Source organism: Aeromonas sp. 601039 (assembly GCF_049174415.1).
GTDB lineage: Bacteria > Pseudomonadota > Gammaproteobacteria > Enterobacterales > Aeromonadaceae > Aeromonas > Aeromonas veronii_A.
In genome coordinates this window covers 72,471-99,449 of the sequence record NZ_JAAKTL010000007.1, presented here as the reverse complement: position 1 = coordinate 99,449, position 26,979 = coordinate 72,471, and the positions used below count along the sequence as shown (strand labels likewise).

The 26,979-nt window shown below is 60.5% G+C and carries 20 protein-coding genes; 12 read left to right on the top strand and 8 right to left on the bottom strand.

Annotated elements, in window-relative coordinates; genetic code table 11:
* Positions 1-44 precede the first annotated feature (44 nt).
* Positions 45-1,100 (top strand): FAD:protein FMN transferase, encoded by a 1,056-nt coding sequence (locus tag G5195_RS08330; protein ID WP_227342336.1) that lies wholly within the window; start codon positions 45-47, stop codon positions 1,098-1,100.
* 61 nt (positions 1,101-1,161) lie between these two features.
* Here the strand turns inward: G5195_RS08330 and G5195_RS08325 are convergent, their stop codons facing one another.
* Entirely contained in the window at positions 1,162-1,587 is a 426-nt protein-coding gene (locus G5195_RS08325) for an Hsp20/alpha crystallin family protein (protein ID WP_103250619.1), read from the bottom strand.
* A gap of 295 nt (positions 1,588-1,882) precedes the next feature.
* Between G5195_RS08325 and G5195_RS08320 the strand changes: the two genes are divergently transcribed.
* From G5195_RS08320 to G5195_RS08275, 10 genes are all read left to right on the top strand, one after another.
* Entirely contained in the window at positions 1,883-3,529 is a 1,647-nt protein-coding gene (locus G5195_RS08320; protein WP_421236021.1) for a tetratricopeptide repeat protein, read from the top strand.
* A 66-nt stretch (positions 3,530-3,595) separates the two neighbouring features.
* Positions 3,596-4,558, top strand: a complete 963-nt coding sequence (locus tag G5195_RS08315; RefSeq protein ID WP_005353221.1) for an ion channel — start codon at positions 3,596-3,598, stop codon at positions 4,556-4,558.
* A gap of 115 nt (positions 4,559-4,673) precedes the next feature.
* The gene (xthA, locus tag G5195_RS08310) at positions 4,674-5,480 is read left to right on the top strand and encodes an exodeoxyribonuclease III (protein ID WP_421221404.1); all 807 of its coding nucleotides are present in this window, start codon (positions 4,674-4,676) and stop codon (positions 5,478-5,480) included.
* Positions 5,481-5,842: 362 nt separating this feature from the next.
* Complete coding sequence (locus G5195_RS08305; RefSeq protein WP_421221426.1) at positions 5,843-7,000, top strand: efflux RND transporter periplasmic adaptor subunit; 1,158 nt, start codon at positions 5,843-5,845, stop codon at positions 6,998-7,000.
* A gap of 9 nt (positions 7,001-7,009) precedes the next feature.
* Positions 7,010-10,120, top strand: coding sequence for an efflux RND transporter permease subunit (locus tag G5195_RS08300; protein ID WP_421171806.1), 3,111 nt, complete (start codon positions 7,010-7,012; stop codon positions 10,118-10,120).
* 116 nt (positions 10,121-10,236) lie between these two features.
* Positions 10,237-10,989: a substrate-binding periplasmic protein gene (locus G5195_RS08295; protein WP_058055876.1), complete on the top strand. Its 753-nt coding sequence runs from the start codon at positions 10,237-10,239 to the stop codon at positions 10,987-10,989.
* A gap of 57 nt (positions 10,990-11,046) precedes the next feature.
* On the top strand, positions 11,047-11,547 hold the full coding sequence (locus G5195_RS08290; protein ID WP_421171804.1) for a hypothetical protein: 501 nt from the start codon (positions 11,047-11,049) through the stop codon (positions 11,545-11,547).
* Between the two features lie 272 nt (positions 11,548-11,819).
* Positions 11,820-13,352, top strand: a complete 1,533-nt coding sequence (locus tag G5195_RS08285; RefSeq protein WP_421221403.1) for an efflux RND transporter periplasmic adaptor subunit — start codon at positions 11,820-11,822, stop codon at positions 13,350-13,352.
* A 73-nt stretch (positions 13,353-13,425) separates the two neighbouring features.
* Positions 13,426-16,554 carry an efflux RND transporter permease subunit gene (locus tag G5195_RS08280; protein WP_421221402.1) on the top strand — a complete coding sequence of 1,043 codons (3,129 nt, stop codon included), beginning with the start codon at positions 13,426-13,428 and terminating at the stop codon, positions 16,552-16,554.
* Positions 16,555-16,598: 44 nt separating this feature from the next.
* Positions 16,599-16,946, top strand: a complete 348-nt coding sequence (locus G5195_RS08275; RefSeq protein ID WP_421221401.1) for a copper-binding protein — start codon at positions 16,599-16,601, stop codon at positions 16,944-16,946.
* A gap of 76 nt (positions 16,947-17,022) precedes the next feature.
* On the opposite strand, the gene G5195_RS08270 is transcribed toward G5195_RS08275, so the two are convergent.
* The 7 genes from G5195_RS08270 to G5195_RS08240 all read right to left on the bottom strand — a co-directional run bounded on the left by G5195_RS08270 (position 17,023) and on the right by G5195_RS08240 (position 25,120).
* Complete coding sequence (locus G5195_RS08270) at positions 17,023-17,811, bottom strand: hypothetical protein (protein WP_227342325.1); 789 nt, start codon at positions 17,809-17,811, stop codon at positions 17,023-17,025.
* Between the two features lie 284 nt (positions 17,812-18,095).
* Positions 18,096-19,013, bottom strand: coding sequence for an iron-siderophore ABC transporter substrate-binding protein (locus G5195_RS08265; RefSeq protein ID WP_058058834.1), 918 nt, complete (start codon positions 19,011-19,013; stop codon positions 18,096-18,098).
* An 83-nt stretch (positions 19,014-19,096) separates the two neighbouring features.
* Positions 19,097-19,900 (bottom strand): ABC transporter ATP-binding protein, encoded by an 804-nt coding sequence (locus G5195_RS08260; protein WP_064341870.1) that lies wholly within the window; start codon positions 19,898-19,900, stop codon positions 19,097-19,099.
* On the bottom strand, positions 19,900-20,937 hold the full coding sequence (locus G5195_RS08255) for a FecCD family ABC transporter permease (protein WP_421221400.1): 1,038 nt from the start codon (positions 20,935-20,937) through the stop codon (positions 19,900-19,902). Before G5195_RS08255 ends, G5195_RS08260 begins: the two co-directional genes overlap by 1 nt.
* 7 nt (positions 20,938-20,944) lie before the next feature.
* Positions 20,945-21,961: a FecCD family ABC transporter permease gene (locus G5195_RS08250; protein WP_421221399.1), complete on the bottom strand. Its 1,017-nt coding sequence runs from the start codon at positions 21,959-21,961 to the stop codon at positions 20,945-20,947.
* Positions 21,962-22,070: 109 nt separating this feature from the next.
* Positions 22,071-24,038, bottom strand: a complete 1,968-nt coding sequence (locus tag G5195_RS08245) for a TonB-dependent receptor domain-containing protein (RefSeq protein WP_216954330.1) — start codon at positions 24,036-24,038, stop codon at positions 22,071-22,073.
* 278 nt (positions 24,039-24,316) lie between these two features.
* The gene (locus G5195_RS08240) at positions 24,317-25,120 is read right to left on the bottom strand and encodes a siderophore-interacting protein (protein WP_064341868.1); all 804 of its coding nucleotides are present in this window, start codon (positions 25,118-25,120) and stop codon (positions 24,317-24,319) included.
* A gap of 312 nt (positions 25,121-25,432) precedes the next feature.
* On the opposite strand from G5195_RS08240, the gene G5195_RS08235 reads away from it, so the two are divergent.
* Positions 25,433-26,950 carry an HD domain-containing phosphohydrolase gene (locus tag G5195_RS08235; protein WP_216954328.1) on the top strand — a complete coding sequence of 506 codons (1,518 nt, stop codon included), beginning with the start codon at positions 25,433-25,435 and terminating at the stop codon, positions 26,948-26,950.
* Positions 26,951-26,979: the final 29 nt, after the last annotated feature.

Below are 26,979 nucleotides of genomic sequence, written 5' to 3'. Positions count from 1 at the left end.
AAGCTAGCGCCCCGATATGAACCTTCTCCAGATGAGAGCGCCGGATGATTGCGATAACCCCCGTGGCGGCCCTGCGCGGCCTGCTGCTGACCCTGCTGCTGGCGCTGGCCGGCTGCCAGCCCACCCCGCCTGCCCAGACCCGTATTCAGGGCAAGACCATGGGTACCTACTATGTGGTGACCCTGAGCGATAGCTACCCCGGAGGGGAGCCCGCCCTCAAAAGCGACGTAGAGAGCCTGCTGGCCCGGATGAACAAGGAGATCTCCACCTACGATCCGGGCTCGCTCATCTCCCGTTTCAATCAGGGGCCCGCCAATACCCCGTTTGCCATCCCGCCCGCCATGGCCATCATAGTCCAGCAGGGGATTGATGCCGGTAAGCTGACCAACGGCAAGCTGGATGTGACCGTGGGGCCTCTGGTCAATCTGTGGGGCTTTGGCCCGGACAAACGGCCGGTCAAGCGGCCCGATGAGGCAGCCATCGCCGCCGCCCGCCACAAGGTGGGCATCGACAAGCTGACCCTGACCCCGCAAGGGGATCACTTCCTGCTCGAAAAAACGATCCCGGATCTCTATCTCGACCTCTCCACTCTCGGCGAAGGGGCGGCATCGGATGAAATAGCCACCCTGCTCGAGGGCAAGGGGGTACACAACTACCTGATCGAAGTGGCCGGTGCGGTGCGCAGCAAGGGCAACAACAGCAAGGGCTCGCCATGGAAAGTGGCCATCGTCGAACCCTCCGATCAGCCGGGGGCGTTTTCCGATATCGTCATCCCCAACGGTATGGCGCTCAGCACCGCAGGCAGCTATCGCAACTACTACGAGCTGGATGGCCAGCGTTACTCCCATATCATCGATCCTGCCACCGGCCAGCCGGTCACCCACAAGCTGGTCTCCGCCAGCGTGATCACCCCGACCGCGCTTGAGGCTGACGCCCTCGATACCGCGCTGATGGTGATGGGGCCCGAAGCGGGTATGGCATTTGCCAAACAGCACAAGCTGGCGGTCTATCTCATCATCAAGACCGAACAGGGGTTCAAGGCCAAGTACACGCCCCAATTCGCCCACTATCTGGCGAAGCAACCGACAGAAAAGCACTGATAAACAGAAGGCCCCGATAACGGGGCCTTCTCATTACGGTTGATGATGAACTTGTCACGGGCTATTCGATGGTCACCCGGTGAGGGGCTGGCGTTTCCACCTGCTTGGGCAGTTGCAACGTGAGGATACCGTTCTCGAACCTGGCGCTGACCTTGTCCAGCGCCACCTCGACCGGCAACTCCAGAGTGCGTGAAACACTGCCAAAATAGCGTTCACTGCGCAGTGTTCGCTCATCCTTGTTCTGGCTGTCAAACTGGCGGATCTCCGCTTTCAGCGTCACCTGTTTACCATGGATATCCACATGGATGTCCTCTTTGGCAACCCCCGGCAACTCGGCTTGCAGCACATAGTTGCCATCACTCTCCTTCAAATCCAGCCTGATCTGGCTCGGCAAGGGGTCCCCGTGCAAGGGGCGAATATAGAAGCCGGACGCCATATCGCGAAACAGGTCATCGAACAGACTGGTACGGCTTGGTAGCAAACTCATCTCTGATCCCTCCGTGATTCATGGACTGACAGAGGCAGGCCCTGATACCTGCCTGATGGGGCCTATATGTGACCGGGGCTTGTCGTTGCCCCCTCTATCAGTCTAAAAAGTGTGCCGCGTGCTGCCACCCCATCTGAGCTTTATTTGATATGGATCAACCACATCGCCCTGGCCACCAGGCACAGAGCGTGACATGGAAACTGGAAGTTGCGTGACAAAAGCACATTGATTGCCACTTGACACGCTTTGGTGGCACACTTTCTCCCATCAACCCGTAGCGCCTCGACCCAGAACAATGCAGACACCGGAAAACGCGTCAGAAAAGAAGAGCCCTGCCAAGCCACAACGCATTCTGATGGTCAATGAGCAGCGCTCGTTTCAGGTGATGATGAAGGCGATGCTGATCAATCTGGGTATCAGCAACATCACCTACTCCAATACCGCCGAGGATGCACGGCGTCGCTGCCAGAAGGGCAGCTTCGACATCTATCTCATTGATTACGATCTGGGGGTCGGCGAAAATGGCCGCCAGTTGCTGGAGAGTCTGCGCGACCAGAGCCTGATCCCGCCCCAGAGCGTGGTGATCATGGTGAGCAGCGACAGCTCCCGCGCCATGGTACTGAGCGCACTGGAAGCCGAGCCCGACGAATACCTGATGAAGCCCTTCTCTCAGGAGCAGTTCTCGTTTCGCTTGAAGCGTGCCCTCGCCCGGCGCAACGCCCTGGCCAGCGTCTTTACCGCGCTGGCTGATGACAATCTGGCAGCGCTCATTACCGCCTGTGCCGAGCGGGCCGATGCGGTGCCCCGTTTTGCCAACTACTGCCGCTGCCTGCAGGCCGATACCCACCTCAAACTGGGTCAGGCGCAAGAGGCACGCGCCCTGATGCGCCAGCTGCTGGCCGGGCAGGAGAACAGCTGGGCCCGCCTGACGCTGGGCAAGGCGTGCAACACCCTGGGGCTCCACGAAGAGGCGGTCAGCCATCTGCAGGCGACCCTCAAAAATACCCCGCTGATGGTGGAGGCTCACCTCTGGCTGGCAGAATCCCTGCTGGCCCTTGGCAATGACGAGCAGGCGCAGCAGGAGCTCAGACGGGCGGTGGATATTTCCCCCCAGTCGGTGCAACTCTCCCGTCGGCTGGCGGAGGTGTGCCTGCAGCGTCACGACTACGCCCAGGCCAAGGATGTGCTGATGTCGCTGATCGACCTGTCGCGCAACTCCATCCACCGCACGCCCCATTATCTGGGGGCCTATATCCAGACCCTGACCCTCTACGCCCTCAACAGCAACGACAGCTACCACATCGCCAACCTGCAAAAGCTGGTCAATTCTGCCCTGTCGCGCATCCGCGATTCGCTGATGATGTCGGAGTTCAACTACCCGGTGTTCGAGCAGATCTGTCAGGCCCGGGTGCAGATTGCGCTGGGGGAGCTGCTCAAGGGCAAGAAGATGCTCTATCGCGCCAATCAGAACTGGCTCGATGAACCGGCCACCATGCCCCCCGCCCTGCTTGGTGAGACCATCCTCGCCCTCTATCAGCTCGGCGAGTTCGAATATGCCGAAAGCCTGCAAGGGCTGCTGGCGGAGGACGAAGATCGGCTGCTCACCACCTGCATTCAGGCAACCCGGGATGACAAGACGGTGCTGGAGCGGCGTCAGCGCTACCAGCAGCTCAACGATCTGGGGATCAAGGCCTATCAGAGCGGCGAGCTGGAGCAGGCTCTCGGCCATTTTCGCGAGGCCCTGCGCCGCGCCCCCGCCAATACCGGTGCCGCTCTCAACAAGATCCAGGTGCTGCTGCAACTGATGCAGAAAAACCGCAAGAGCCCGGAGTTTGGTGCCGAGTGCAAAGACACCCTGGACGTGCTCGACGGCATCCCCCTCAACCCGGCCCAGCAGGAGCGTTTTCGCAAGCTGCGTCAGGAGTTCAACCAGTTCAGCTAAGACGCCGCCACGCCCCCTTTTCCCCGCCTATGCTGAAACCAGTTCGGCAATGCGAGGGAAACGAAGATGGCGATGTGTCGTTATCTGGTGGCCGATGGCCGCCACTGCAGTGAAGAGGCTGGCGAGCACGATCTCTGCCACTGGCATGATCCCCACCATACCCATCAGGAAGCCCACACCGCCGAGGCGCTTGAACAGTACGTTCGCGCAGGCGGACTCTGCCACGGCCTGCAGCTGTCACGGGCCAATCTGGCGGGCCTCAATCTGGTCAACAAGGAGTCCGATCAGGGATTTTTGCTGGAGCAGTGCAACCTCTATCGCGCCAACCTGCGCGGTGGTCACCTCTACGGCCTGCGCATGAAGGGCGGCAGCCTGATGAAAGCCGATCTCAGTGATGCCAACCTCCAGTGCGCCACCCTCGATGACGTCAACCTGCTCGGCATCCGCTGGCACAACACCCGGCTCGACAACATGCAGACCGGCAAACGGGTGATGCAGGATCGCAAGGGGCGCCGCGAACGGGATCCCAAACAGGCGCGCATCTGGTTCAAGGAGGCGGAAGAGACCTACCGGGATCTGCGCAAAGCCTCCGAGGCACAGGGGATCTTCACCATGTCCGGCAACTATATCCAGCAGGAGCTCACCATGCGCCGCCTGCAACTGCCGTTCTGGTCGACCCAGCGTTTTACCTCCTGGGTGGTCGATCTCTTCTGCGGCTATGGCGAGGCCCCGATGCGGGTGGTGCTCTTCTCGTTGCTACTCATCTTTATCTGCAGCATTTTTTACTTCTTCTGCGGACTGCATTTTCAGGGCGAGCACCTCATCTACCAACCCGGTGCCCCGCTCGAGCAAAATGCCATCTTCCTGCTCGAATGCCTCTACTACAGCGTGGTCACCTTCACCACGTTGGGGTACGGTGACTTCACTCCGGTCGGCCTCTCCAGGATCTTCGCCGCCTTTGAAGCCTTTACCGGCAGCTTTACGCTGGCGCTGTTTGTGGTGGTATTCGTCAAAAAGATGACCCGCTGACACCTCTGCCCACCCCGCGGTGCCTGCCACTGATGCAGGCCCGCGGCCAAACTTGCATCCACCGCCGATTCCTAGTCCAATAGCCACTTATAAAAATGACATGAGCATCCCGGACATGAAGATCATCTCTTTCAATATCAACGGCCTGCGCGCCCGTCTGCACCAGCTGCAAGCCATCATCGACAAGCACCAGCCCGATGTGATCGGCCTGCAGGAGATCAAGGTGCACGATGAAGCCTTCCCGCTGGCCGATGTGGAGGCCATGGGCTATCACGTGGAGTTTCATGGCCAGAAGGCCCACTACGGGGTCGCCATCATGAGCAAGCAGAAGCCGGTCAAGGTGGAGAAAGGCTTCCCCACCGACGATGAAGAGGCCCAGCGCAGGATGATCATGACCACCTTCGAGCGCGAAGACGGATCTCTCATCAAGGTGATGAACGGCTACTTCCCGCAGGGTGAAAGTCAGGATCACGAGACCAAGTTCCCGGCCAAGCAGAAGTTCTACGAGGATCTGCAGCACTACCTCGAGACCAACCACACCCCGGACGACCAGCTGGTGCTGATCGGGGATATGAATATCTCCCCCACCGATCTCGACATCGGTATCGGCGAAGCGAACCGCAAGCGCTGGCTGCGGGATGGCAAGTGCTCCTTCCTGCCCATCGAGCGCGAATGGATGGAGCGGCTGAAAGGGTTCGGTCTCACCGACACCTTCCGCGCCGCCAACCCTACCGAGTGCGAGCGTTTCTCCTGGTTTGACTACCGATCCAAGGGCTTTGACGAGAATCGCGGCCTGCGCATCGACCTCATCATGGCCTCCGACGCCCTCAAGGACAGCGTGACCGAGACAGGTATCGACTATGAACTGCGCGGCATCGAGAAACCCTCCGACCACGCTCCCATCTGGGCCTGCTTCGCCTGATTGAGTGCGGGCGAGGGCTCCTCTCGCCCGCTACAATTATCCCCCTTTTTCCTCCTGACTATTGTCATCGCACGCACTATCCTGTCGGCAATCTAGTTCTCATATGATACTCTTTACTCCATTTTCCAGCAGCAGAACGGCTTCTGTTGTGAAGAACAGAGAGAACTTTTTCGATCAAGCAGCTTGGGTTCAATGTTCATGCTCTATGATTGAAAAACTTCAATAATCCAATGAGTTAATTTGTAATCATGAAGTTAATCACGTCAGCCGAAAAAAAAGGTGTGCATGATGGCCGCAATCTGGCCAACAGGAGTGAAATGATGATGGAGCCAAACACCAGAGCAGGATTATTCAAACAGGGGATGCTCGCTCTGACGCTGGCCGGTGCACTGGCCGGCTGTGGCGGGGAAACAAACCAGACGGTGCAAACCATGCCGGCCGTGCCCGTGGTAGTCAACGAGGCGACCCTGACCGATGTGCCGCTCACCACCGAGATGGTGGGCGAAACCGCCGGTTTTCGCGAGATCGATGTCCGCTCCCGGGTCAGTGGCATCCTGCTCAAGCGCACTTATGTAGAAGGCCAACCGGTTACCGCCGGCCAGCAACTGTTCCTGATCGACCCCGAGCCCTACAAGGTGGCGCTGGAGCAGGCCAAAGGCACCCTGGCCCAGGAGCAGGCCAGACTCAACAAGGCTCGCGCCGATCGGGATCGCATCATTCCCCTCTTCAAGCGCCAGGTGGTAAGCCGCAAGGACTATGACGACACCATCGCCAACTATGAAGCGGCCATCGCCAGCCATCAGGCCGCTCAGGCCAAGGTGAAGGAGGCCGAGCTCAACCTCAGCTATACCAAGGTCACTGCCCCCATCAACGGCATGGCGAGCAAGAGCTCCCAGTCCGAGGGGAGCCTTATCTCCACCAGTGGCGACAACGGCCTGCTCACTACCATCACCCAGTTTGATCCGCTCTACGTCAACTTCTCCTACTCGGAGCAGGATCGCCTAGATTTCGAGAACTCGGTCAAGAGAGGGACCATTGAAGCCAAGGACGCCACCAACTGGCGCACCCATATCCGCCTGGCCGATGGTTCTGTCTACCCACAAGCGGGCAAGCTCAACTTCTCCGACAACCGGGTCGATCCCCAGACCGGCACCATCCGTGCCCGCGCCATCTTCGATAACAAGGACGGCGTGCTGCTGCCCGGCCAGTTTGTCCGTATGACCATCGATCTGGGCACCCGCAAGAATGCCATAGTGGTGCCGCCCCGCGCTATCGTCCAGTCCCAGGCTGACCGCATGGTGATGGTGGTCGATGCCGACAACAAGGTGATCCCCCGTCCGGTCAAACTGGGCCCGGTGGTCTCCGAGGGGGTGCTGATCGACAGCGGCCTCAATGCCGGTGACCGTTACATCGTCGAAGGCTTGATGAAGGCTCGCCCCGGCAGCGTGGTGAAACCTGTCTCTGCCGACGAGATGAAAGCCATCACCGCCAAGATGGTCAGCCACTCAGCGGCCAAGTAAGGAGCTCGTATGTTTTCCAGGTTTTTTATCGAGCGTCCCATCTTCGCCAGCGTGATTTCCATCATTATCGTGCTGGGCGGATTGGCGGCAATGCGCTCGCTTCCCATCGAGCAGTACCCCCAGATCACCCCGCCGGTGGTCTCGGTGACCGCTTTCTATCCGGGGGCCACTCCGGAGGTGATCTCCCAGACTGTCGCCGCACCGCTCGAGCAGCAGATCAACGGCGTCGAGCGGATGATCTATATGCAATCGGGTTCGGCCTCCAACGGCCAGATGAACCTCAACGTCTACTTCGAGATCGGCACAGATCCGGATCAGGCCACCATCAACGTCAACAACCGGGTATCGGCCGCCATGGCCCAGCTGCCGGAAGAGGTGAAAAAGCAGGGGGTAACGGTCAAGAAGAAATCGACCTCCATCCTGCAGGTGGTCACCCTCCAGTCGCCGAACGGCTCGTTTGATACCACCTATCTGTCAAACTATGCCCTGCTCAACATCATCGACGAGCTCAAGCGGATTCCCGGCATCGGTGATACCACTCTGTTTGGCGGTACCGACTATGCGATGCGCATCTGGTTGCGGCCGGATCGACTGGCCCAGCTCGAACTCACCCCGAGTGATGTGATTAGCGCCATCCGCGAGCAGAACACCCAGTTTGCGGCAGGCAAGATCGGCGCTCAGCCCACCTCGACCCCCATCGACTTCACCTACACGGTGCAGACCAAGGGTCGCCTTGAAGATGTGAAAGAGTTCCAGAACATCATAGTTCGCTCCATGCCCGATGGCTCCAAGATCCGGGTCCGCGATGTCGCCCGGGTCGAGCTGGGGGGCAAGGATTATGATCTGGTGGCCCGCGCCAACGGCAAACCGGCCATCGGTATCGCTACCTATCTGCAGCCCGGTGCCAACGCCGTAGCAGTCGCCGATGCGGTGCACACCACCATGGAGCGGCTCAAGGAGCGCTTTCCGCAGGATATCGAGTACCAGATCCCCTACGACACCACAGAGTTTGTGAAGATCTCCATCGAAGAGGTGGTACACACCCTGTTCGAGGCGATCGTGCTGGTGTTCGTGGTAGTCTACCTGTTCCTGCAGAACTTCCGCGCCACCCTGATCCCCTGTATCGCAGTGCCAGTGTCGCTCATCGGGACCTTCGCCGGCATGCTGGTGCTCGGTTTCTCCATCAACCTGCTGACCCTGTTCGGCATGGTGCTCGCCATCGGTATCGTGGTGGATGACGCCATCGTGGTGCTCGAGAACGTCGAGCGGATCATGAGCGAGAAGAAATGTTCGCCCAAAGAGGCTGCCATCCTCGCCATGCAGGAGGTCTCAGGTCCGGTGGTCGCCATCGTGCTGGTGCTTTGCGCCGTGTTCCTGCCGGTCGCCTTTATGGGTGGCATGACTGGGGTGATGTACAAGCAGTTCGCCATCACGGTCGCGGTCTCGGTGGCCATCTCCGGTCTGGTGGCTCTGACTCTCTCTCCGGCCTTGTGCGCCGTGTTGCTGAAAGAGGGACATCACAAACCGGCCCGTTTCTTCGTCTGGTTCAACGATAAATTTGACCAGCTGACCCGCGGCTATGTACGGGGTGTGGCCTTCCTGAACCGTCGGGTGGGGGTCGCTTTTGCCATCATCGCCGTACTGCTGCTCTCCATCTACGGTCTCTTCCTGAAAGTGCCGGGCGAGCTGGTACCGAACGAAGATCAGGGCTACCTCATCTCCGCCGTCATGCTGCCGGATGCCGCCGCCATGAGCCGGACACAGGCAGTGGCGGATCAGTTCGACAAGCTCGCCATGGCCAATCCCAATGTGAAGGATGTGATCACTTTCTCGGGCTTCGACATCCTCTCCAACGCCATCATCAGCAACAGCGGTCTCACCTTCATTACCCTGAAGGACTGGAGCGAGCGCAAGGGGACAGGCCAGGACTCCTTCGAGCTGGCCAAAACTCTGCAGGGGATGAGCCTGATGGGGCTGGCTGACGGCTTTGTTGCCTCCTTCAACCCGCCCCCCATCCAGGGAATGTCCACCACCGGCGGACTGGAAGGCTACCTGCAAAACCGGGGTTCCGGCAGTGCCCAGGAGTTTTCGGGCGAAGTACAGCGCTTCCTCGCCGCCGCCAAGGAGCGCCCCGAGTTTGCCAGTGTCACAACCACATTCCGTGCCAATGTGCCGCAGGTCTATCTCGACCTGGATCGCGAGAAAGCCAAGGCGCTGGGGCTGCCGATCAATGCGGTGTTCGACACCATGCAGGCCACCTTCGGTCAGGTCTATGTCAACGACTTCAACCAGTTTGGCCGAACCTACCGGGTACAGTTGCAGTCCGAAGCGGACTACCGCGCCAAGAAGAGCGATATCCGCAACGTCTACGTGCGCTCCAACACCGGCGAGATGATCCCGCTCAGCAGCCTGGTGACGGTCCGTGATGCCACTGGCCCCGAGCTGGTAGAGCGTTTCAACATCTTCCAGGCCGCCAAGATCATGGCACAGCCGGCACCCGGCTACAGTTCGGGTCAAGCCATCGCCGCACTGGAAGAGGTGGCCAACAGTACCCTTGGCAACGATGCCAAGCTGGAGTGGACCGGTTCCGCCTATCAGGAGAAGGCCTCTGCCGGTAGCGCAGGCATGGCGTTCGGCTTCGGTATTGTGATGATCTTCCTCATCCTGGCAGCCCAGTACGAACGCTGGAGCCTGCCGTTTGCGGTGATCACAGCCGTACCGTTCGCCCTGTTCGGCGCCCTGCTGGCCACCTGGCTGGTAGGACTCACCAACAACGTCTACTTCCAGATCGGGCTGGTGACCCTGGTGGGTCTTGCCGCCAAGAACGCCATACTGATTGTGGAGTTCGCGGTGATGAAGCACGAAGAGGGGATGAGCCTCATCGAGTCGGCACTGGAGGCGGCGCGCCTGCGTTTCCGTCCCATCGTGATGACCTCGCTGGCCTTCATCCTCGGCTGTGTGCCGCTGGTCACCTCCAGCGGCGCTGGTGCCGCAAGCCGTCACGCTCTCGGCTGGCCGGTGATCGGCGGCATGCTGGCGGCCACCTTTATCGCCATCTTCTTTATCCCGCTCTTCTTCCGCCTCATCATGAAAGGGTCGGAAAAGCGCGCCAAGCCGTAACGCTCTCCACGGGCGTTCCACCGATAACAAACTACCCCCGCCCGTGCGGGGGTATTTTTTTGTCTGCGGTGTGCTTCAATGACACACATCGAGACTTTTTTGCACAGGATCCGGATATGCTGGCTCAGCTCTGGCTCGCGACGACCTTGACGACCACTACCCTCTCCGCCTGTGGTCATCACGATTATCCCCCCTGGAACTGGCTGAGCGATGGCAAGATCATCGGCGTTTGTGCCGAAGTAGTCAGTACCCTCTATCAACGGTTGGGTTTCAATGTGGATCTCTCCTATGTGGGCCCCTGGGCCCGCTGTCAGCAGAAAGTGGCGAAAGGAGAGGTCGACATCAATATCTGTGCGCTGCGCAACGAAGAGAGAGCACACTACTCCCGCTTTACCCGAACGCCCATGGCCATCAATGACATGGCGGTGTTCGTGCGCCAACCCGGCAGCCGCTTGCTGCAGCGACGGGAGGATCTGACCGGACTGCGGGGAGCCATGATGATAGGCGTCAGCCTTGGCAGCGAAATGGATGATTTTTTGCAAGCAAATACCCGCATCTACAGGGTCAACTCCCTCAAGCAGGTATTTGGCCTGCTGGCCAGTGACCGGGTCGACTTCGTTCCCTATGGCCGCTCTTCCGGTCGCCTGTTTTTGAGCGAAAATTACCCGAGCAGCGGAATGGTTGATCTGCAGTGGCCACTGCAGCGCGGTGAGCTCTATATTTCTGTTTCACTACAATCTCCCCATCTTGGCACCCTCGAACAGCTGGAACCCATGCTGCAAGCGCCGGGCATGAGGCAGTGGATAGATCAGCTGCTGGAGAAATACAGCGACATCTATCTGCAACAACAGCGCCAGCCCTCGCCTTGACCTTCTCCCAGAAGCAAGGTTTAGAGTCTGGATACCAGATCCTGAAGGATGACCGGATTGTCACTCACCCAGCTTGCGACAAGATTGCCCTCTGCCCTGCTAGCCCGGCTATTGCTGGCGCTGCTGCTCGTGTGCAATCTGACTCTCTGCATCAGCTGGCATGGTTCTCCCCTCTCCTCCAAGCCGACCCCAAACAACACTCAGTCGATGGTGATGTTCGATTCATCCATGGCGATGGCGGATGGCGAGAGCTCTCATGCGATGCCCGCAATGTCTCACCCGAGCGATACCATGGCCCTCTCCTGCCATCAGGGAGACGAGGGGTCGGCCATGGGCGATGAGTGCCAGATGCAGACCGGCGTCAATGCCCTCTCCTTCGGCGCGATAGCTCTGCTGGGTGTATTGGTCGCCCTGCTGATCTTCCCCCTGCTACTTGGCAGTAACTTCGCAACTGCACTGCTTGATAACTGGTTGCGGGATCCCTTCCTGCGATCACGCGGTACCCATCCCCCCTCCTGGCCGCGCCGACACCTGATGTTGTCGGTGCTGCGACACTAGAAAGATCTTCTCTTGCGGCAGCGGCAAGCCTCGGCTTGCCCGTCTCCTGCCGCCTTGCCTGACCCTGTGCCCCGGCCAAACCGGCCCGCTCACTGGGAGCCGTGCGCGCTGATACAGCTGCGCCCCGTTTGCCGCCAATCCCTTAGGTGATGCCTTGTCCATCTCCGATCCGGCGGCCTGCACAAGAGAAGAGATATGATGTCACTTGTCCCTGTTACCGGCCTTATCGCCGCCAAGAACTTTGCCACCCTGCCACTAAGTGGGGGTGTGCGATGAGCCAGAAACTGCTGGTATCAGCCCTGCTGCTGGCCCTCGGCGCCGGTGGCGGCTACTGGGCTGCCAAACAGACCACTGCTAGCACAGTGGCCAAGGAGAAGACGCCGCTCTACTGGGTCAACCCCATGGATCCGCGCGACAAGCGCAATGCCCCGGCCAAGGACAACATGGGGATGGACTTTATCCCCGTCTATGAGGAAAAACAGGGCGGCTCACCGGGCACTGTCACCATCAGCCCCGAGATCCAGCAGAACCTGGGGGTGCGGCTTGCCAAGGTGGAGAAGCTCCCTATCCACCAGCAGATCGAGACGGTGGGCTACGTCGGCTATGACGAGGACAAGCTGGAGGCGGTCAACGCCCGCATGGCGGGCTGGATCCGCACCCTCGCCATCAAGAGCGAAGGGCAGCAGGTGAGCAAGGGGAGCCTTATTTACGAGCTCTACGCCCCGGATCTGGTCAACGCCCAGCACGAATACCTGCTGGCCCTCAACACTGCCAACCCGCTGCTGCTGCGCGCCGCCGAAGGCAAGCTCAAGTCCCTGCAGGTACCGGCAGATCAGATAGCGGCCCTCAAGCGCACCCGTCAGGTGCAGGAGACGGTGCGTTTCTATGCCCCCAGCAGCGGTTATGTCTCCGAGCTGAAGGTGCGAGAAGGCCAGTATGTGGAGCCTGCCGCGGCCCTCTTTAACATCAGCACCCTCAAGCAGGTGTGGGTGAGTGCAGAGGTGTTCGAGCGCCAGGCCGCCCAGCTGAAGGTGGGGGATCCGGTCACCATGACCCTCGACTATGCCCCCGGCCGCAGTTGGCAAGGTAAGGTGGATTACCTCTACCCGACTCTGGATGCCACCACCCGTACCCTCAAGGTACGGCTGCGCTTCGCCAACCCGGACGAGTTTTTGAAACCCAATATGTTCGCCAAGGTGACCATTCAGGCGGGCAAGGGAGAGCCGCAATTGGTGGTGCCGAGCGAAGCGGTGATCCGCACCGGCAGTCAGGACCGGCTGGTGCTGGCGCTGGGGGATGGCAGCTTCAAGTCGGTGGCCGTCACTCTGGGCCCCCAGTTTGGCGACAAGGTGGCCATCAAGGCTGGGGTAGAGGCGGGGGATAACATCGTCAGCTCTGCCCAGTTCCTGCTCGACTCCGAGTCGGCCATCGATTCGGACTTCCAGCGCATGACGGCGGTGCGCCCTGCCCAGGTGTGGACTCAGGGCGAGGTTGAAAGCATCGATCTGGCCAAACGTACCCTGATGGTCTCCCACCAGCCCATCCCCGAGTGGCAGTGGCCCGCCATGGAGATGGAGTTCACCGTCGCCGACGGGGTCGATATCAGCAAGCTGGTCGAGGGGCAGACCCTGCACCTGCAGGTAATGCAGGAGGGGGATGAGTACCGCATCACCAACATCCATCAGCAGCAAACGCCGGCAAGCGGTGACACCGCCAAGCCTGCGGCAGATGAGATGGAGAAGATGGAAGACATGGACCATAGCCAGCATCAGATGGCGATGCCCGAGGTGGAGAAGAAATCATGATCCCTTCCATCATTCGCTGCCTGACAGGCAACCGCTCTCCGCTCTCTGCACCCAATGAGCAAGGAGCCCAACCATGATCCCCTCGATTATTCGCTGGTCCGTGGGCAACCGCTTTCTGGTGCTGCTATTGACCCTCATGCTCACCGCCTGGGGGCTCTGGTCGGTCAAACAGACCCCGGTGGACGCCCTGCCGGATCTCTCCGACGTGCAGGTGATCATCAAGACCTCCTATCCGGGCCAGGCGCCTCAAGTGGTGGAGGATCAGGTGACCTACCCGCTCACCACCGCCATGCTGGCGGTGCCGGGGGCCACCACGGTGCGCGGCTACTCCTTCTTCGGCGACTCCTTCGTCTATGTGCTGTTTGACGACAACACCGACCTCTACTGGGCCCGTGCCCGGGTGCTGGAGTATTTGAGTCAGGTCGCCCCCAACCTGCCCGCCTCCGCTCGACCCCAGCTCGGCCCAGATGCCACCGGGGTGGGCTGGGTCTATCAGTACGCACTGGTGGACAGAACCGGCAAGCATGACCTCAGCCAGCTCACCTCGCTGCAGAACTGGTTCCTCAAGTACGAGTTGCAGACGGTGGACGGGGTCTCCGAGGTCGCCACCGTCGGCGGCATGGTGCGCCAGTATCAGGTGCGGGTCGATCCGGACAAGCTGCGCGCCTACGGCATCCCGCTCTCCCTTATCGAGACAGCCATCAAGCAGGGCAATCAGGAGACCGGCGCCTCCGTCATCGAGATGGCAGAAGCGGAGTACATGGTGCGATCCAACGGCTATCTGAAAAGCGTGGAGGATCTGAAGCAGATCCCGCTCGGTACCAATGTGCGCGGCGCCCCGCTGCTGCTGGGCGATGTGGCTGATGTGGTCACCGGGCCCCAGAGCCGGCGCGGCCTGGCCGAGCTCAATGGCGAAGGGGAAGTGGTGGGCGGCATTATCGTCATGCGCTATGGCGAGAATGCCCAGCACACCATCGACGGGGTCAAGGCGCGGCTCGCCCAGCTCAAAAGCAGCCTGCCGGAAGGAGTAGAGATCGTCACCGTCTACGATCGCTCCGACCTTATCCAGCGCGCCATCGACAACCTCTCCGGCAAGCTGGTAGAGGAGTTCGCGGTGGTGGTGCTGGTCTGCCTCGCCTTCCTGTTCCACCTGCGCTCGTCGCTGGTGGTGGTCATCTCCTTGCCCATCGCCATCCTGACCGCCTTTATCGTGATGCACCTGCAGGGGATCAACGCCAACATCATGTCGTTGGGGGGCATCGCCATCGCCATCGGCGCCATGGTGGATGGCGCCATCGTGATGATCGAGAACGTCCACAAACACATGGAGCGGGAGGCGCTCACCGATAAGAACCGCTGGCGCATCATCACCGAGGCAAGCATAGAGGTGGGGCCCGCCATCTTCTTCTCCCTGCTCATCATCACCATCAGCTTCCTGCCGGTGTTCGCGCTGGAGGCGCAGGAGGGGCGGATGTTCCACCCGCTCGCCTACACCAAGACCTATGCCATGGCGGCGGCGGCCGGGCTCGCCATCACGCTCGTGCCGGTGATCATGGGCTACTTTATCCGTGGCAAGGTGCTGGCGGAGCAGGCCAACCCGCTCAACCGCTGGCTGAGCCTGGGCTATGTGCCACTGCTCAAAGCCGTCTTGGCTCGTCCGAAAACCACCCTGGCCATCGCCGCCGTGGTGACGGTGGCGGGCTTCTGGCCGCTCAAGTACCTGGGCTCCGAGTTCATTCCGCCGCTGGACGAGGGGGACATCATGTATATGCCCACCACCGCAGCCAATATCTCGGTGGGCAAGGCGCGGGAGATTTTGCAGCAGACCGACAAGCTCATTCGTACCGTACCCGAGGTGCAGAACGTGTTCGGCAAGGCGGGGCGCGCCGAAACCGCCACCGACCCTGCCGATCTGGTGATGATGGAGACCAGCATCCAGCTCAAGCCCCGGGATCAGTGGCGCCCCGGCATGACCCCGGAGAAGCTGAAAGAGGAGCTCGACTCCCTCATCCGCTTCCCCGGCCTCACCAACGCCTGGGTGCCCCCCATCAAGACCCGCATCGACATGCTTGCCACCGGTATCAAGACCCCGGTCGGCATCAAGATAGCGGGGCCGGATCTCAAGGTGATCCAGCAACTCGGCCAACAGCTCGAACAGATCGTTGGCAAGGTGGAGGGCGCCTCATCGGTCTACGCCGAGCGGGTGGCGGGTGGCCGCTACGTCAAGGTGGATATCGACCGGCTCAAAGCGGCCCGCTATGGCCTCAACATCGCCGATGTACAGGCGGTGCTCGCCACCGCAGTGGGCGGCATGGAGGTGGGCCAAACCATCGAGGGGCGCGAACGCTATCCCATCAACCTGCGCTACCCCCAGAGCTATCGCGATTCTGTAGCCAGCTTGGAGCTGCTGCCGGTGGTCACTCCAAGTGGCGCTCGCATCGCGCTGGCGGATGTAGCCCGGGTCTACATCAGCGATGAAGCCCCCATGCTGCGCAGTGAAAACGCGCGGCTCAACGGCTGGGTCTACGTCGATATTCGCGGCCGCGATATCGGCTCCTTCGTCGATGAGGCCAAAGCCGAGGTGGGCAAGCAGCTGGTGCTGCCGGCGGGCTACGCCCTCACCTGGTCTGGCCAATACGAGTACATGGAACGGGCCAAGGCGCGCCTCGCCTACGTGGTGCCGCTGACGGTCGCCATTATCGTGCTGCTGCTCTATCTGGCGTTTCGCCGCGTTCAGGAGGTGCTGCTCATTCTCACCACCTTGCCGCTGGCGGTGGTGGGGGGGATCTGGACCCTCTGGCTGCTCGACTTCAACCTCTCGGTGGCGGTCGGGGTGGGCTTTATCGCTCTGGCGGGGGTGGCGGTAGAGACCGGCGTCTTGATGCTGGTCTACCTCAACCATGCCTGGGATGACCTGGTGGCCAGTGGCAAGCCGGACAAGGCGGGTCTGCACCGGGCGGTGATCCACGGCGCCGCCCTGCGCCTACGCCCCAAGATGATGACGGTGGTCACCATCATCGCTGGCCTCTTGCCCATCATGTGGAGCCACGGCACCGGATCCGAGGTGATGCAGCGCATCGCCGCCCCCATGATCGGCGGCATGGTGAGCGCGCTGGTGCTGACCCTCTTGGTGCTGCCCGCCGCCTACTACCTGTGGCGCAGTCGCAGCCTTGGCAAGAGCGCGTACCCGCAATCCGAATAACCCGATTTCACGATCCATATTGACTGAACGATAAGGAAACCATCATGAACTACAAAACGCTGACCCTGCTGCTTGGCCTTGCCACCCAGACCAACCTGCAAGCCGAAGAGATGATGCACCATGAAGGGCACGATATGAGTCAGACGGGTGAGATGAGCGAACAGGCCGCAATGGTGATGACCAAGGGGGTCATTACCCGCCTCGATGAGGGGCGCGGCAAAGTCGGCATCAAGCACGAGGCGATCGAGAACCTCAAGATGCCCCCCATGACCATGGTCTTTCGAGTAGCTAACCCGGCCCAGCTCCAGGATCTGAAGGTGGGGGATGCGGTGCGTTTTCACGCCGAGAACCCGGACGGCAAGCTAACCGTAACCGCTATCCAGAAACAGTAATCAGAGTCATTTCAAAAAAAAACGGCGGGATCATCCCGCCGTTTTCTGTTATTGCACCATCCGCCGAGCGGTCTCCTCAGCCGTTCGGATAGGCTTGGGCTATGTTGGCCTGCGCCACCCCCATCAACTGAACCGAGATATCCTGCAGCACATAGAGGTCGCGGCGACGGGTCCAGGGTTGATCGGATTGCTCGTCGTACCAGACGGGCAGTTCGATCCCCTCCGGGGCATGGCTCGCCACCTTGCGGGCACGGCAGGTGATGATGCAGCGCTTGACGTGGTCGCGGTGACCGATAACGGCCGCCGTGCCAAGGGCGGCGGCATCTCCGCCGGCATAATCCCTGACAATGGCCTCCACCACGCCGTCCGTGCTGAGGTAGACCAGCTTGCCTTCATTATCCCAGTAAGGCTCGATGGAGATGACATCCCGGGCTGGAATGTCCGGATAGCGGGCCGAGTCGAGGAAGCGGGCAATCTCCCATTGCACGTACATGGGCACCGGCTTTTGCCGATAGAGGGCCGCACAGCAGGCAGCCAGAGCCTCGTTCATGGGGCCGGGCTCGGCCAGTTCATCCGGGTTGCCCGAGGCGTTGGGGCGGTTGCCGAAGGCAAAGGCGATGACGCAGTGGGCCTGGTCGATGGCGACCCGGGACGGGGTCATGTTGAAGCAGGCCTCCTCGATGAAGGGGGCCAGCTGGCGGGCCGTCTGCTCGTCATGCAGCTCGGCGCTCAGCCGGTCGGTCAGGGTGGTGCGAAAATCCGCCGCACTCCCCTGGCTGTCATTGCTGCTGTTGCAGCCGGTGAGGGTGGCGACCAGGGGGGTACTCAACAGCCCCAGGGTGACTCTACGTCGACTCTCGTTCATTTAGATTCCTCTTTGGTAGCAAGCACTTAACGGGAACAAGCAGCAATTAACCCTTGACCCAATAAACGCTCATACCATACGGAAAAACGGGGGCGACAAAAGCCATACCGCGAGGCTCGTACCCAGAACGTGCAGCAATTCACACATTAATCAATAAACGAAAGCACTCTTTTGCGAATGAGCCAATAAAAGAAATTAACATCCACATTAATGAACCACTGATAGATAGATACTCTATCTGTGGTTCATTCGCACAGATTTCATCCCTCAGATAACGCGCTCGTTCAGCTGCGGGTTGCCAGCAACTGCTCCACATCCTCGATCACCTTAAGGGCCGCCTGCGGGCCGCCGCTGGAGGTCCAGAGCGACCCGTCCACGGCGCCAAAGCGCTTGGCCTTGATCACCGGCAGCTGCTGGAACGCCGGGGTCTGCTCCGCCTGACGCATGGCATCCACCGCATCACCGCTGGCGCTCAGGGTACCGACCACCAGCCAGTCAGCATCCAGCAGGTTGAGGGACTCCAGACTCAGCGCCGGTGAGTGGGGCGCGCCAGTACCCTGCTGCTTGCTTGGGCGTACCAGCCCCATCGACTCCACTACGCTGCTGGCAAAGGTGCCCTGATACATAAAGCTCGGCCCCTTGGGGTTCCAGCGCACTATGCTGATGCTCTCCCCCTGATGCTTGGCCAGCTTGCTGCGGGCCTGAGTCAGCCGCTCGGCATACTGCAGCAAGAAAGTATCCCCTTGCTGGTCGCGGTTGAGGGTGTGGGCGGTGCGGCGGAAGCTATCCTGCCACGGCTCACCCCACTTGCTGGTCACCACGGTCGGCGCGATCTCCCCCAGCAAGGTCAGCAGCTCGGGACGGGTCTGGCCGGTCAGGATAAGGTCGGGCTCCAGCGCAATCAGCGACTCCAGATTGGGGCTGTCGAGATCGCCGATCACCTGGATCCCCATGCCCGCCTTGTTCAGCAAATAGCGGGGCAAGGTGGGTTGACCACGGCCATTGACGGCGCCGATGGGGGTCAGCCCCAGAGTCAGGGTGCTGTCGAGTTCGAGCTCGCTCAGCACCACCACCCGCGTTGGCTGGACTGGCACCTGCACCTTCTGGCCAAACGCATCAGTCACTTCACGCATCTCCTGCGCCTGAACCAGCGGCGCGGCCAGCATCAGGATGGCTGCTGCCAGGGCGGCAAAACGCTTCATCATCTCACTCCTTCTCGTTGCACGGCCCGGATAATCGGCCGCGTGAATATACTCGGCGGGCCCACAGAGCAGGCCCATATGACTCAACTCGCCGAACGCAGGGTGCGGCCATGTTCGTGGCGACGGGGCACGATAATGGGCGCCCCGTCGCCGGGGGCATGCAGAATGTCGACACTGGTCTGGTAGAGCTGATCGATCAGGGATTTGGTCACCACCTCCCGGGCTGGGCCCATGGCGGCAATGGTCCCCTCGCCGATGGCGATCAGCTCGTCACAGTAGCGGGCCGCCATCGCCAGATCGTGGATCACCAGCAGCACGGTTTTGCCCTCGGCGGTGATGCGATGGATCGCCTCCATCACCTCGGTCTGGTGACCGATATCGAGGGCACTGGTGGGCTCGTCGAGCAACACCATGTCGCTGTCCTGCGCCAGGATCATCGCCAGCCACGCCCGCTGTGCCTGCCCGCCGGAGAGGGACGCTGCGCTCTGCTGCCAGATGCTTTCAAGCTGCATCCGCTCGCAGGCAATACGCACCATGCGGGCATCCTCCTCACCCCACTGATTGAACCAGCCCTGATGAGGGTGGCGGCCATACTGCACCAGCTGCTCCACCAGAATGCCGGCAGGCAGGGTCGGCCGCTGGGGCAGATAGGCGAGCTCCCGCGCCAGCCCCTTCATGGGGTAGCTGGCAAGCGGTTTGCCTTTGAGCAGGATCTCGCCTCGTTGGGCTTTCATCTGGCCGGATAGCAGCTTGAGCAGGGTCGATTTGCCGCAGCCGTTGGGGCCGACGATCCCCACCAGTTTGCCCCTCGGCACGCTGAAGGAGATGTCCCGCAAAATGGGGGTCTGCTGATAGGCGAAATGGAGGCGATTTACGGTGAGCGTCATCAGTCAGCCCTCTGGCGATCGTTAACGAGAAGAAACAGCAGCAACAAGCCGCCGAGAATGCGGGTCATGATGCCGGTCGCCACCTCGTGGGGGCTGGCCAGCACCCGGACCAGGGTATCGCTGGCAAGCAGCAACAGGGCGCCGCTGAGTGCAGCCAGCCAGAGCGGCACCACCCGGTCTTTTACCAGCCAGGAGGCAAGAATGGGGGCCGCCATGGCGATAAAGACCACGGGGCCGCCGATGGCGGTGCCGAGCGCCGCCACCAGAATGGCCTGGGCCAGAATGCCCAATTGCACCCGATCGCCGTTGACGCCAAGCCCTCTGGCCATCTCGGGGCCAAAGCGCAGCACCGCCAGCGAGCGGGAGAGATAGACGATCCACGGGCAGAGCAGCAGCAACAGGATGGCGATGGGGGTGATGGTGCTGTAACCCACGGCGATAAAGCTGCCCATATTCCACAAATAGAGGGAGCTCAGGTGCAGCAGGGCCTGAGTGGACATCACAAACTGGCCGAGCGCCTCGAACAGCTCGGAGAGGCCGATACCGATCACCACGAACAGATAGCCCTGCTCACCCGGTTTGCGGCAGAGGGCATAGAGCACCAGCGCCGCGAAGATGGCGCCGATGGGGGCCGCCCACCAGGGCCAGCTGCCCACGGTCAGATAGAGGGAGAAGATGATGATGGCCAGAGAGGCGCCGTTGTTGACCCCCACCATGTCGGGTGTGGCCAGCCGGTTGCGCACCAGCGTCTGCACCAGACAGCCTGAGAGCCCCATTGCAGCCCCCGCCACCACCACCCCAAGGATGCGCGGCAGCCGGATCTTGAACAGGGTGAGCTGCTCAAGCCGCGTCCCCTCCCCCATCAGGGTGTTGACCACCCCGGCAAAGCCGAGCTTGCCGCCGCCAACGCTCAGGGCCAGCAGAGCCAGGGCCAGCAACGCCACGGCCAGCAGAGCCAGCCCGCGCCAGCTTGGCAGATGGAGCAGCAAAGAGCGGTTGCCGGCCCGCAGGCAGAGCATATCGGTAGGTGTACGCATCAACCCCTCACTTGACGGTCAGCAGGGTACGAAAGCCCCCGCGATGAACAATGGCGATCAGCACAGGTGCGCCAATCAGGGCCAGAATAACCCCGTTGGGCAGCTCGAACGGCTGGATCAGCCAGCGCGCCAGAATGTCTGCCAACAGCAGAAACAGCATGCCGAACAGGGCGGAGAAACAGACCTGCACCGACAGCTTCACCGGCTCCACCAATCGGCCACAGTAGGCGGCCAGAAAGCCGACAAAGCCGATAGGGCCGGCGATGGCGATGGCACTGGCGGTAAACAGGGTGGCGGCCAGCAGCACGCCAATCCGCACCCGGTTGGGGCGGATCCCCAGCGCCTGGGCCTGACTGTCCCCCATCTGCATCAGGGTTAGCTGGCGACAGAGCAGCAGGGTGATGACAAACGCCGCCAACACGAAGGGCAGCACGGCAATGATGGCATCGAGATTGGCCGCCGACAGGGAGCCGAGGTTCCAGAAGCGGTACTGTTCCAGCACCATCTTGTTGGAGAGCAGCAGAAAGCTGGAGAGACCGCCGAAGGTGGCGGAGAGCGCCACCCCGACCAGAATGAGCTTCAGCGGGTTGGAGCGGCCAATCATCATGCCAAGCCCCAGCACAATCACGTTGCCGAGCAGCGCACCGAGTCCGGCCCAGAGCAGATAGCCGTAGGCGGACTCCACCCCGAACCAGGTGAGCCCCACCACCAGCGCAAAGACGGCCCCGGCGTTGACGCCGAGCAGGCCGGGCTCCGCCAGCGGATTGCGGGTCGCGCTCTGCAACAAGGAGGCAGCCAGAGATAAAGAGGCGCCGACCACCATGGCACAGAGGGTGCGCGGCAGTCGCAAGGTATTGAGCACCATGGCGAGCTTCTGGTCGCCAGCCCAGCGGGCATCCCCCATCAGGTAGCCGAGCACCTCGCGAGCACCATAGACACCCGCACCGGTGGCGAGCGAAAGAGAAAGCAGTACGAACAGGAGGAACAATCCCAGCCAGAACAGCGAGGTCTGGTCTCTAAACACCCTTTAACTCCTTATGATTGCAATGCCATCTTGTTGACACAAAAGCCGTCATCCGAGGTGATACCGTGGCAACAACGGAAGCCCGCCAGGGCGGGCTCCCGCTCAGCCATTACAGCTTGTAGGCCACACCGGCATAGACAGTGCGCCCGTCGAGGATCTGATCGGCCTCGGTGGCAACCCAGTCACGCTTGGTATTGGTCAGGTTGTTGAGCCCGAACTTCAGATCCAGTGCCCGAGTGGCGTTCCAGACTGCCCCGATATCCAGGGTGTGGAATCCGGCGGTGGTCTCATAGGTGGTGCCGCTCATGCGCGGAACCGGAAGGATCTGGCTGCCGGTGTAGTTCCAGCCGAGCTGGGTACTCAGGCTCTCGATGACCTGCCACTCCAGCTTGGCGTTGACGGTATGCTCCGGCGTCCGATAGAGATCCTTGCCGCTGGTCTTGTCCTCCCCGTCGATCAGGGTGACGTTGCTGGAGAGGGTCAGGGCATCGGTGATATCAAACCAGCCGCTCAGCTCCACCCCCTTGATGCGGGCCTTGCTGACGTTCTGATAGGTCATCACCGCCGGACGCCAGGTGGAGGTCCATGCCTCGCTCTGGATCTTGTCCTTGATATCGTTGTGGAAGACGGTAACCCCGGCGCCCCAGAACGAACCATCATAGGCGGTGCCCAGCTCGTAGCTGACGGCGGTTTCCGGCTTCAGATCCGGGTTGCCCACCACGGCGCAGCGACCGCGACAGGCGGCTACGGCATAATCCGGGTTGGACTGGGCAATGGTCGGCGCCTTGAATGCCTTGCCAATGCCGCCCTTGACCACCCAGTTGTCAGTCAGGCTGTAGAGGGCATAACCGCGGGGGCTGAACTCGGTGCCATAGGTCTCGTGGTGATCGACTCGGCCACTCAGGGTCAACGCCAGATCGCCAAAGCCAAACTCATCCTGCAGATAGAGCGCGCTCTGGTTGACGCTGACATCGCCCCCCTTGAGGTTGACATTATGCTTGAGTTCGGTGATGCGGTACTCGGCACCGCTGGTCAGCAGGTGGCTGCCCAGATTGCCGCTCAGCTGGCCATCAAAGGTGTGGTTGGTCTGGCTCACATCGCCGCTGGTCTTGCTCAGCGCCGTCATCAGTTCGGAGTCATCAAAGAGATCAACCTGCTCGAAGGCATAGCCGACCCGGCTGTCGAACTGATCCCAACGGCCGACATGGGTGGCATTGAGCCCCAGTCGCTCCATCTGCTGGATATTGCGCGGCGTCTGGCCGTAGTTGTTCCAGTGGGCCTCCCGATCGTCTTTGGCGTAGTTCATCCCCACATCCAGATCCTGACGATCGTCGATCAGCCATTTGACGTTGGAGAGGATCCCCAGCTTTTCACGCTGCTCGATGGCATCGGCCTTGGGGTTGATGCTCTGCTCGCTCTGCCAGGCGTCCCGGTGGTTCCCTTCTACCACCAGGTTGGCCAGCAGCTTGTTGTCGATCAGTGCCCCGCCCACATAGGCACTCGCCTTGTTGATATCCCCGCCGTGACCGTCGGTGGGGTCGCTGAAGGTATAGGTGGCCGCCGCTTCGGTCTTCTCCCCGGGTTGGCGCAAGATGACATTGACCACCCCACCCAGCGCATCTGCGCCGTAGAGGGAGGAGATGGGGCCACGGATCACTTCGATACGCTCGATGGCCGCCATGGGGATGGCGGAGAGATCGAAATCATTGCCATAACCGGAGGTAAGAGCATCGCGGGAGCTGATACGCCGCCCATTGACCAGCAACAGGGTGTAATCCCCCTCCAGCCCGCGCAACTTGATCTCGCTGCGGCCGTAGCTGGTCGCAGGGCTGATATTGACCCCCGGCAACTGTTTCAGAGCGCCGGTGAGGTCATTGACATTGAGCTTGTCGAGCTCGGCCCGAGTCACCACAGAGACGCTGGCCGGGGCGGTCAGCTCGCTGTGCCGGGTTTTACTCGCCGTCACCACCATAGTTTCATGAACGGTGACAGGCGCAGTCCCTTGGGCCAGAACTGGCAGGGCAAAAAGGGACAACACCAGCGGATGCACTGCAAATCGTCGGGATGATGTACGCATCATCAACACTCCACATAAAACAACCAAGGCCAACACCACCGACATCCCTGTCTGACCTCGCCAGACCCGGTGCAAAGTGATGGAGTTCATTGGCATGAACAGTCGTCCATGCCCCATCACCCCGAACATCAGTGCATTACGGCAGGCCCTGCGTTGTGCTATGCCACTCGCAGCCATCAATAACAAAAGCGCCGTACCGACTGACATCGGGACGGCGCAATACTAAATGCAAATCATTTTTATTTGCAAGAGTGAATCAGGTATTCTTTCGCATCCGCTTAATTATCCATCACATCGTGGCGAGTCTGGTGATAGGCCTCTTCACTCTTGCCCCGGCGCCAGTACGGCACGGCGTAGAGCGACTGGCGATCCACCTCGAGCACAGACCGAAAATGGCGGCGCAGCGGCAGCACCAGCGCCTCTTCCCCACCCAGCCAGAAGAAGCCACCATCGCGCACCAGCGGCAGAGCAATCACATGCTCCAGCAGGCCGCTGGACTCGGGCTCGCCGACAAACCAGTGACAGCGCACCCCGACCGGCAGCGTCAAAGGCTGAGCATCGGCCTGATCCGGCACCAGAATCGCAATTTCCCCTCTGGCATCGGCAGGCATCACCTCGCACATCGCCATGATGGCGGGCAAGGCGGTGAGATCCCCTACCAGACAGTAGTGATCGGCCGGTTGCAGCATAGGGTTGGGACCACCCGGCCCGGAGAGGATTACCTTCTCTCCCGGCTTGGCATGGGTAGCAAAGGCGCTGGCGGGCCCGCCGTCACCGTGCAGCACGAAGTCGATATCAATTTCCTGCTCATCACGGCGAAACGCGCGGATGGTGTAGGTGCGGATCACCGGCTTGTCAGCCGGGTCACTCCAGCGCGGGCCGCTCGGGGTCATTGCAGGCAGCACCGGCTCTACCTGATGGGGCTGGGCCAGCATCACCTTGATATGGGCCCCACCGCAGGTGAAGGGATAGTCAGCCAGTTCGCTGCCACCAAAGGTGATACGACACAAATGGGGGGTGATCTGGGTAATGGCTTTGACAGTCAGCAGACGGGGACGATTGGGAGGCAGAGATGGGGACACAATGAGGCTCCTCGTTGAGTGTGTTGCCTATGCTACACACAAATGGGAATCACTATCAAATGCGATTATTTCTCGTCTATCCGGCTCAAACATCACTAATCACTACCATCAGCCCCCGAACAGAGAAACGGGCTTATGCACGCTAGTCCCATGATTGGACGAAGAAAGCAGCCGGACAACAACACTGTCACGCAGGGTTCCATTTGCCTATTTCGACCATAGTTTTTCGAGATCAAATTTTATTTCTCAATAAGTTTCCTATCCTTAGTGAAGCAGTTAATGTAAGCACAGGATGCCAAACAGGATTGTATGATGGATGACCAGATCCTGATTATTGATGATGACGAGCTCTCCCTCCCCGACGCGCAGCAAGCAGGCTGGAGGGTGATGATTGTTGACGATGAACCGGAAGTGCATCGCATCACCAAGATCACTTTAAACAAATTCGAGTTTGACAATCGTCCCATCGAGTTTCTGCATGCCTATTCGGCAGCAGAGGCAAAAAAATTGCTGGCCACCACCCCGGATGTTGCACTGCTGCTGCTGGACGTGGTGATGGAGGTCGATCACGCCGGTCTTGATGTCGTCAAATATGTCCGTGAAGAGCTGCAAAACAAGATGGTACGAATCGTGCTGCGTACCGGCCAACCCGGCCAAGCGCCGGAAGATGACGTGGTGACCAACTACGACATCAACGACTACAAGGATAAAACCGAGCTCACCTCCCAGAAGCTGCGCACCCTGCTGCGTGCCAGCCTGCGCTCCTATCGGGATATCCGCACCCTGGAAAGCAACCGGCAAGGGCTGGAAAAAGTCATCGAAGCCTCCAAGGGGATCTTTGAGAAACGGGCGCTGCGTCAGTTTGTCGAAGGCGCCCAAGAGCAGCTGAGCGCCCTGCTCCATCTGGGAGAGACCCAGATTTACGATGTAAAACAATATGCCTACGAAGTGAAGGATCAACTGCTGGAGCCCCTGCTGCCAGGTCATCCCCCGGTGCGGTTGACAGAGGCACCCGAGATACTGCGTCAGGCCATGACCCGGGGCTGCAATATCTACAACACCAACCAGATGGTGCTCTACTGCCAAAACCCGCGCCACCACCTGTTGTTTCATATCGAGACCACTCGCCAGCTCAGTCAGATCGATACCAGCCTGCTGACCCTGTTTACCGAAAACATCATAGTGGCACTTGAAAATATCCGGCTCAACGAGGTGATCGCCGACAACCAGCGGGAGATCATCTATCGCATCGGCGAACTGGTCGAAACCCGCTCCAAGGAGTCAGGGTTACACGTCAAACGGGTCGCGCTCTACACCGAGCTTTTCTGCCATCTGCTGGGGATGAGCGAAGAGCAGAGCGAGCTGGTTAAACGGGCCTCACCACTGCACGACATTGGCAAGGTGGGTATTCCCGATGCCATTTTGCACAAACCTGGCAAGCTGACCCCGGAAGAGTGGGAGATCATGAAAACTCATGCCCAACTCGGTCAGGATATGCTCTCCGGCAGCGATCTGGCGTTGTTCCAGATTGGCGCCACCATAGCAGGCAATCACCATGAGAAGTGGAATGGCAGCGGTTATCCCCGCGGTTTGAAGGGGGCCGATATCCCACTGGAAGGACGGATCGTGGCACTGGCCGATGTGTTCGATGCCTTGGGTTCGGATCGCTGCTACAAGAAAGCGTGGCCGCTGGACAAGGTGCTGGCCCTGATTGAAGAGGAGAAGGGGCAGCATTTCGACCCCCAGCTGGTCGAGCTGATGATGGCCAATCTGGACAAGTTCCTCGAAATCCGCGAGCAGAACAAGGATGTCTATATTGGCGATCACTGATTGCTGCCAATCCCTTATCCTAAGGGTTC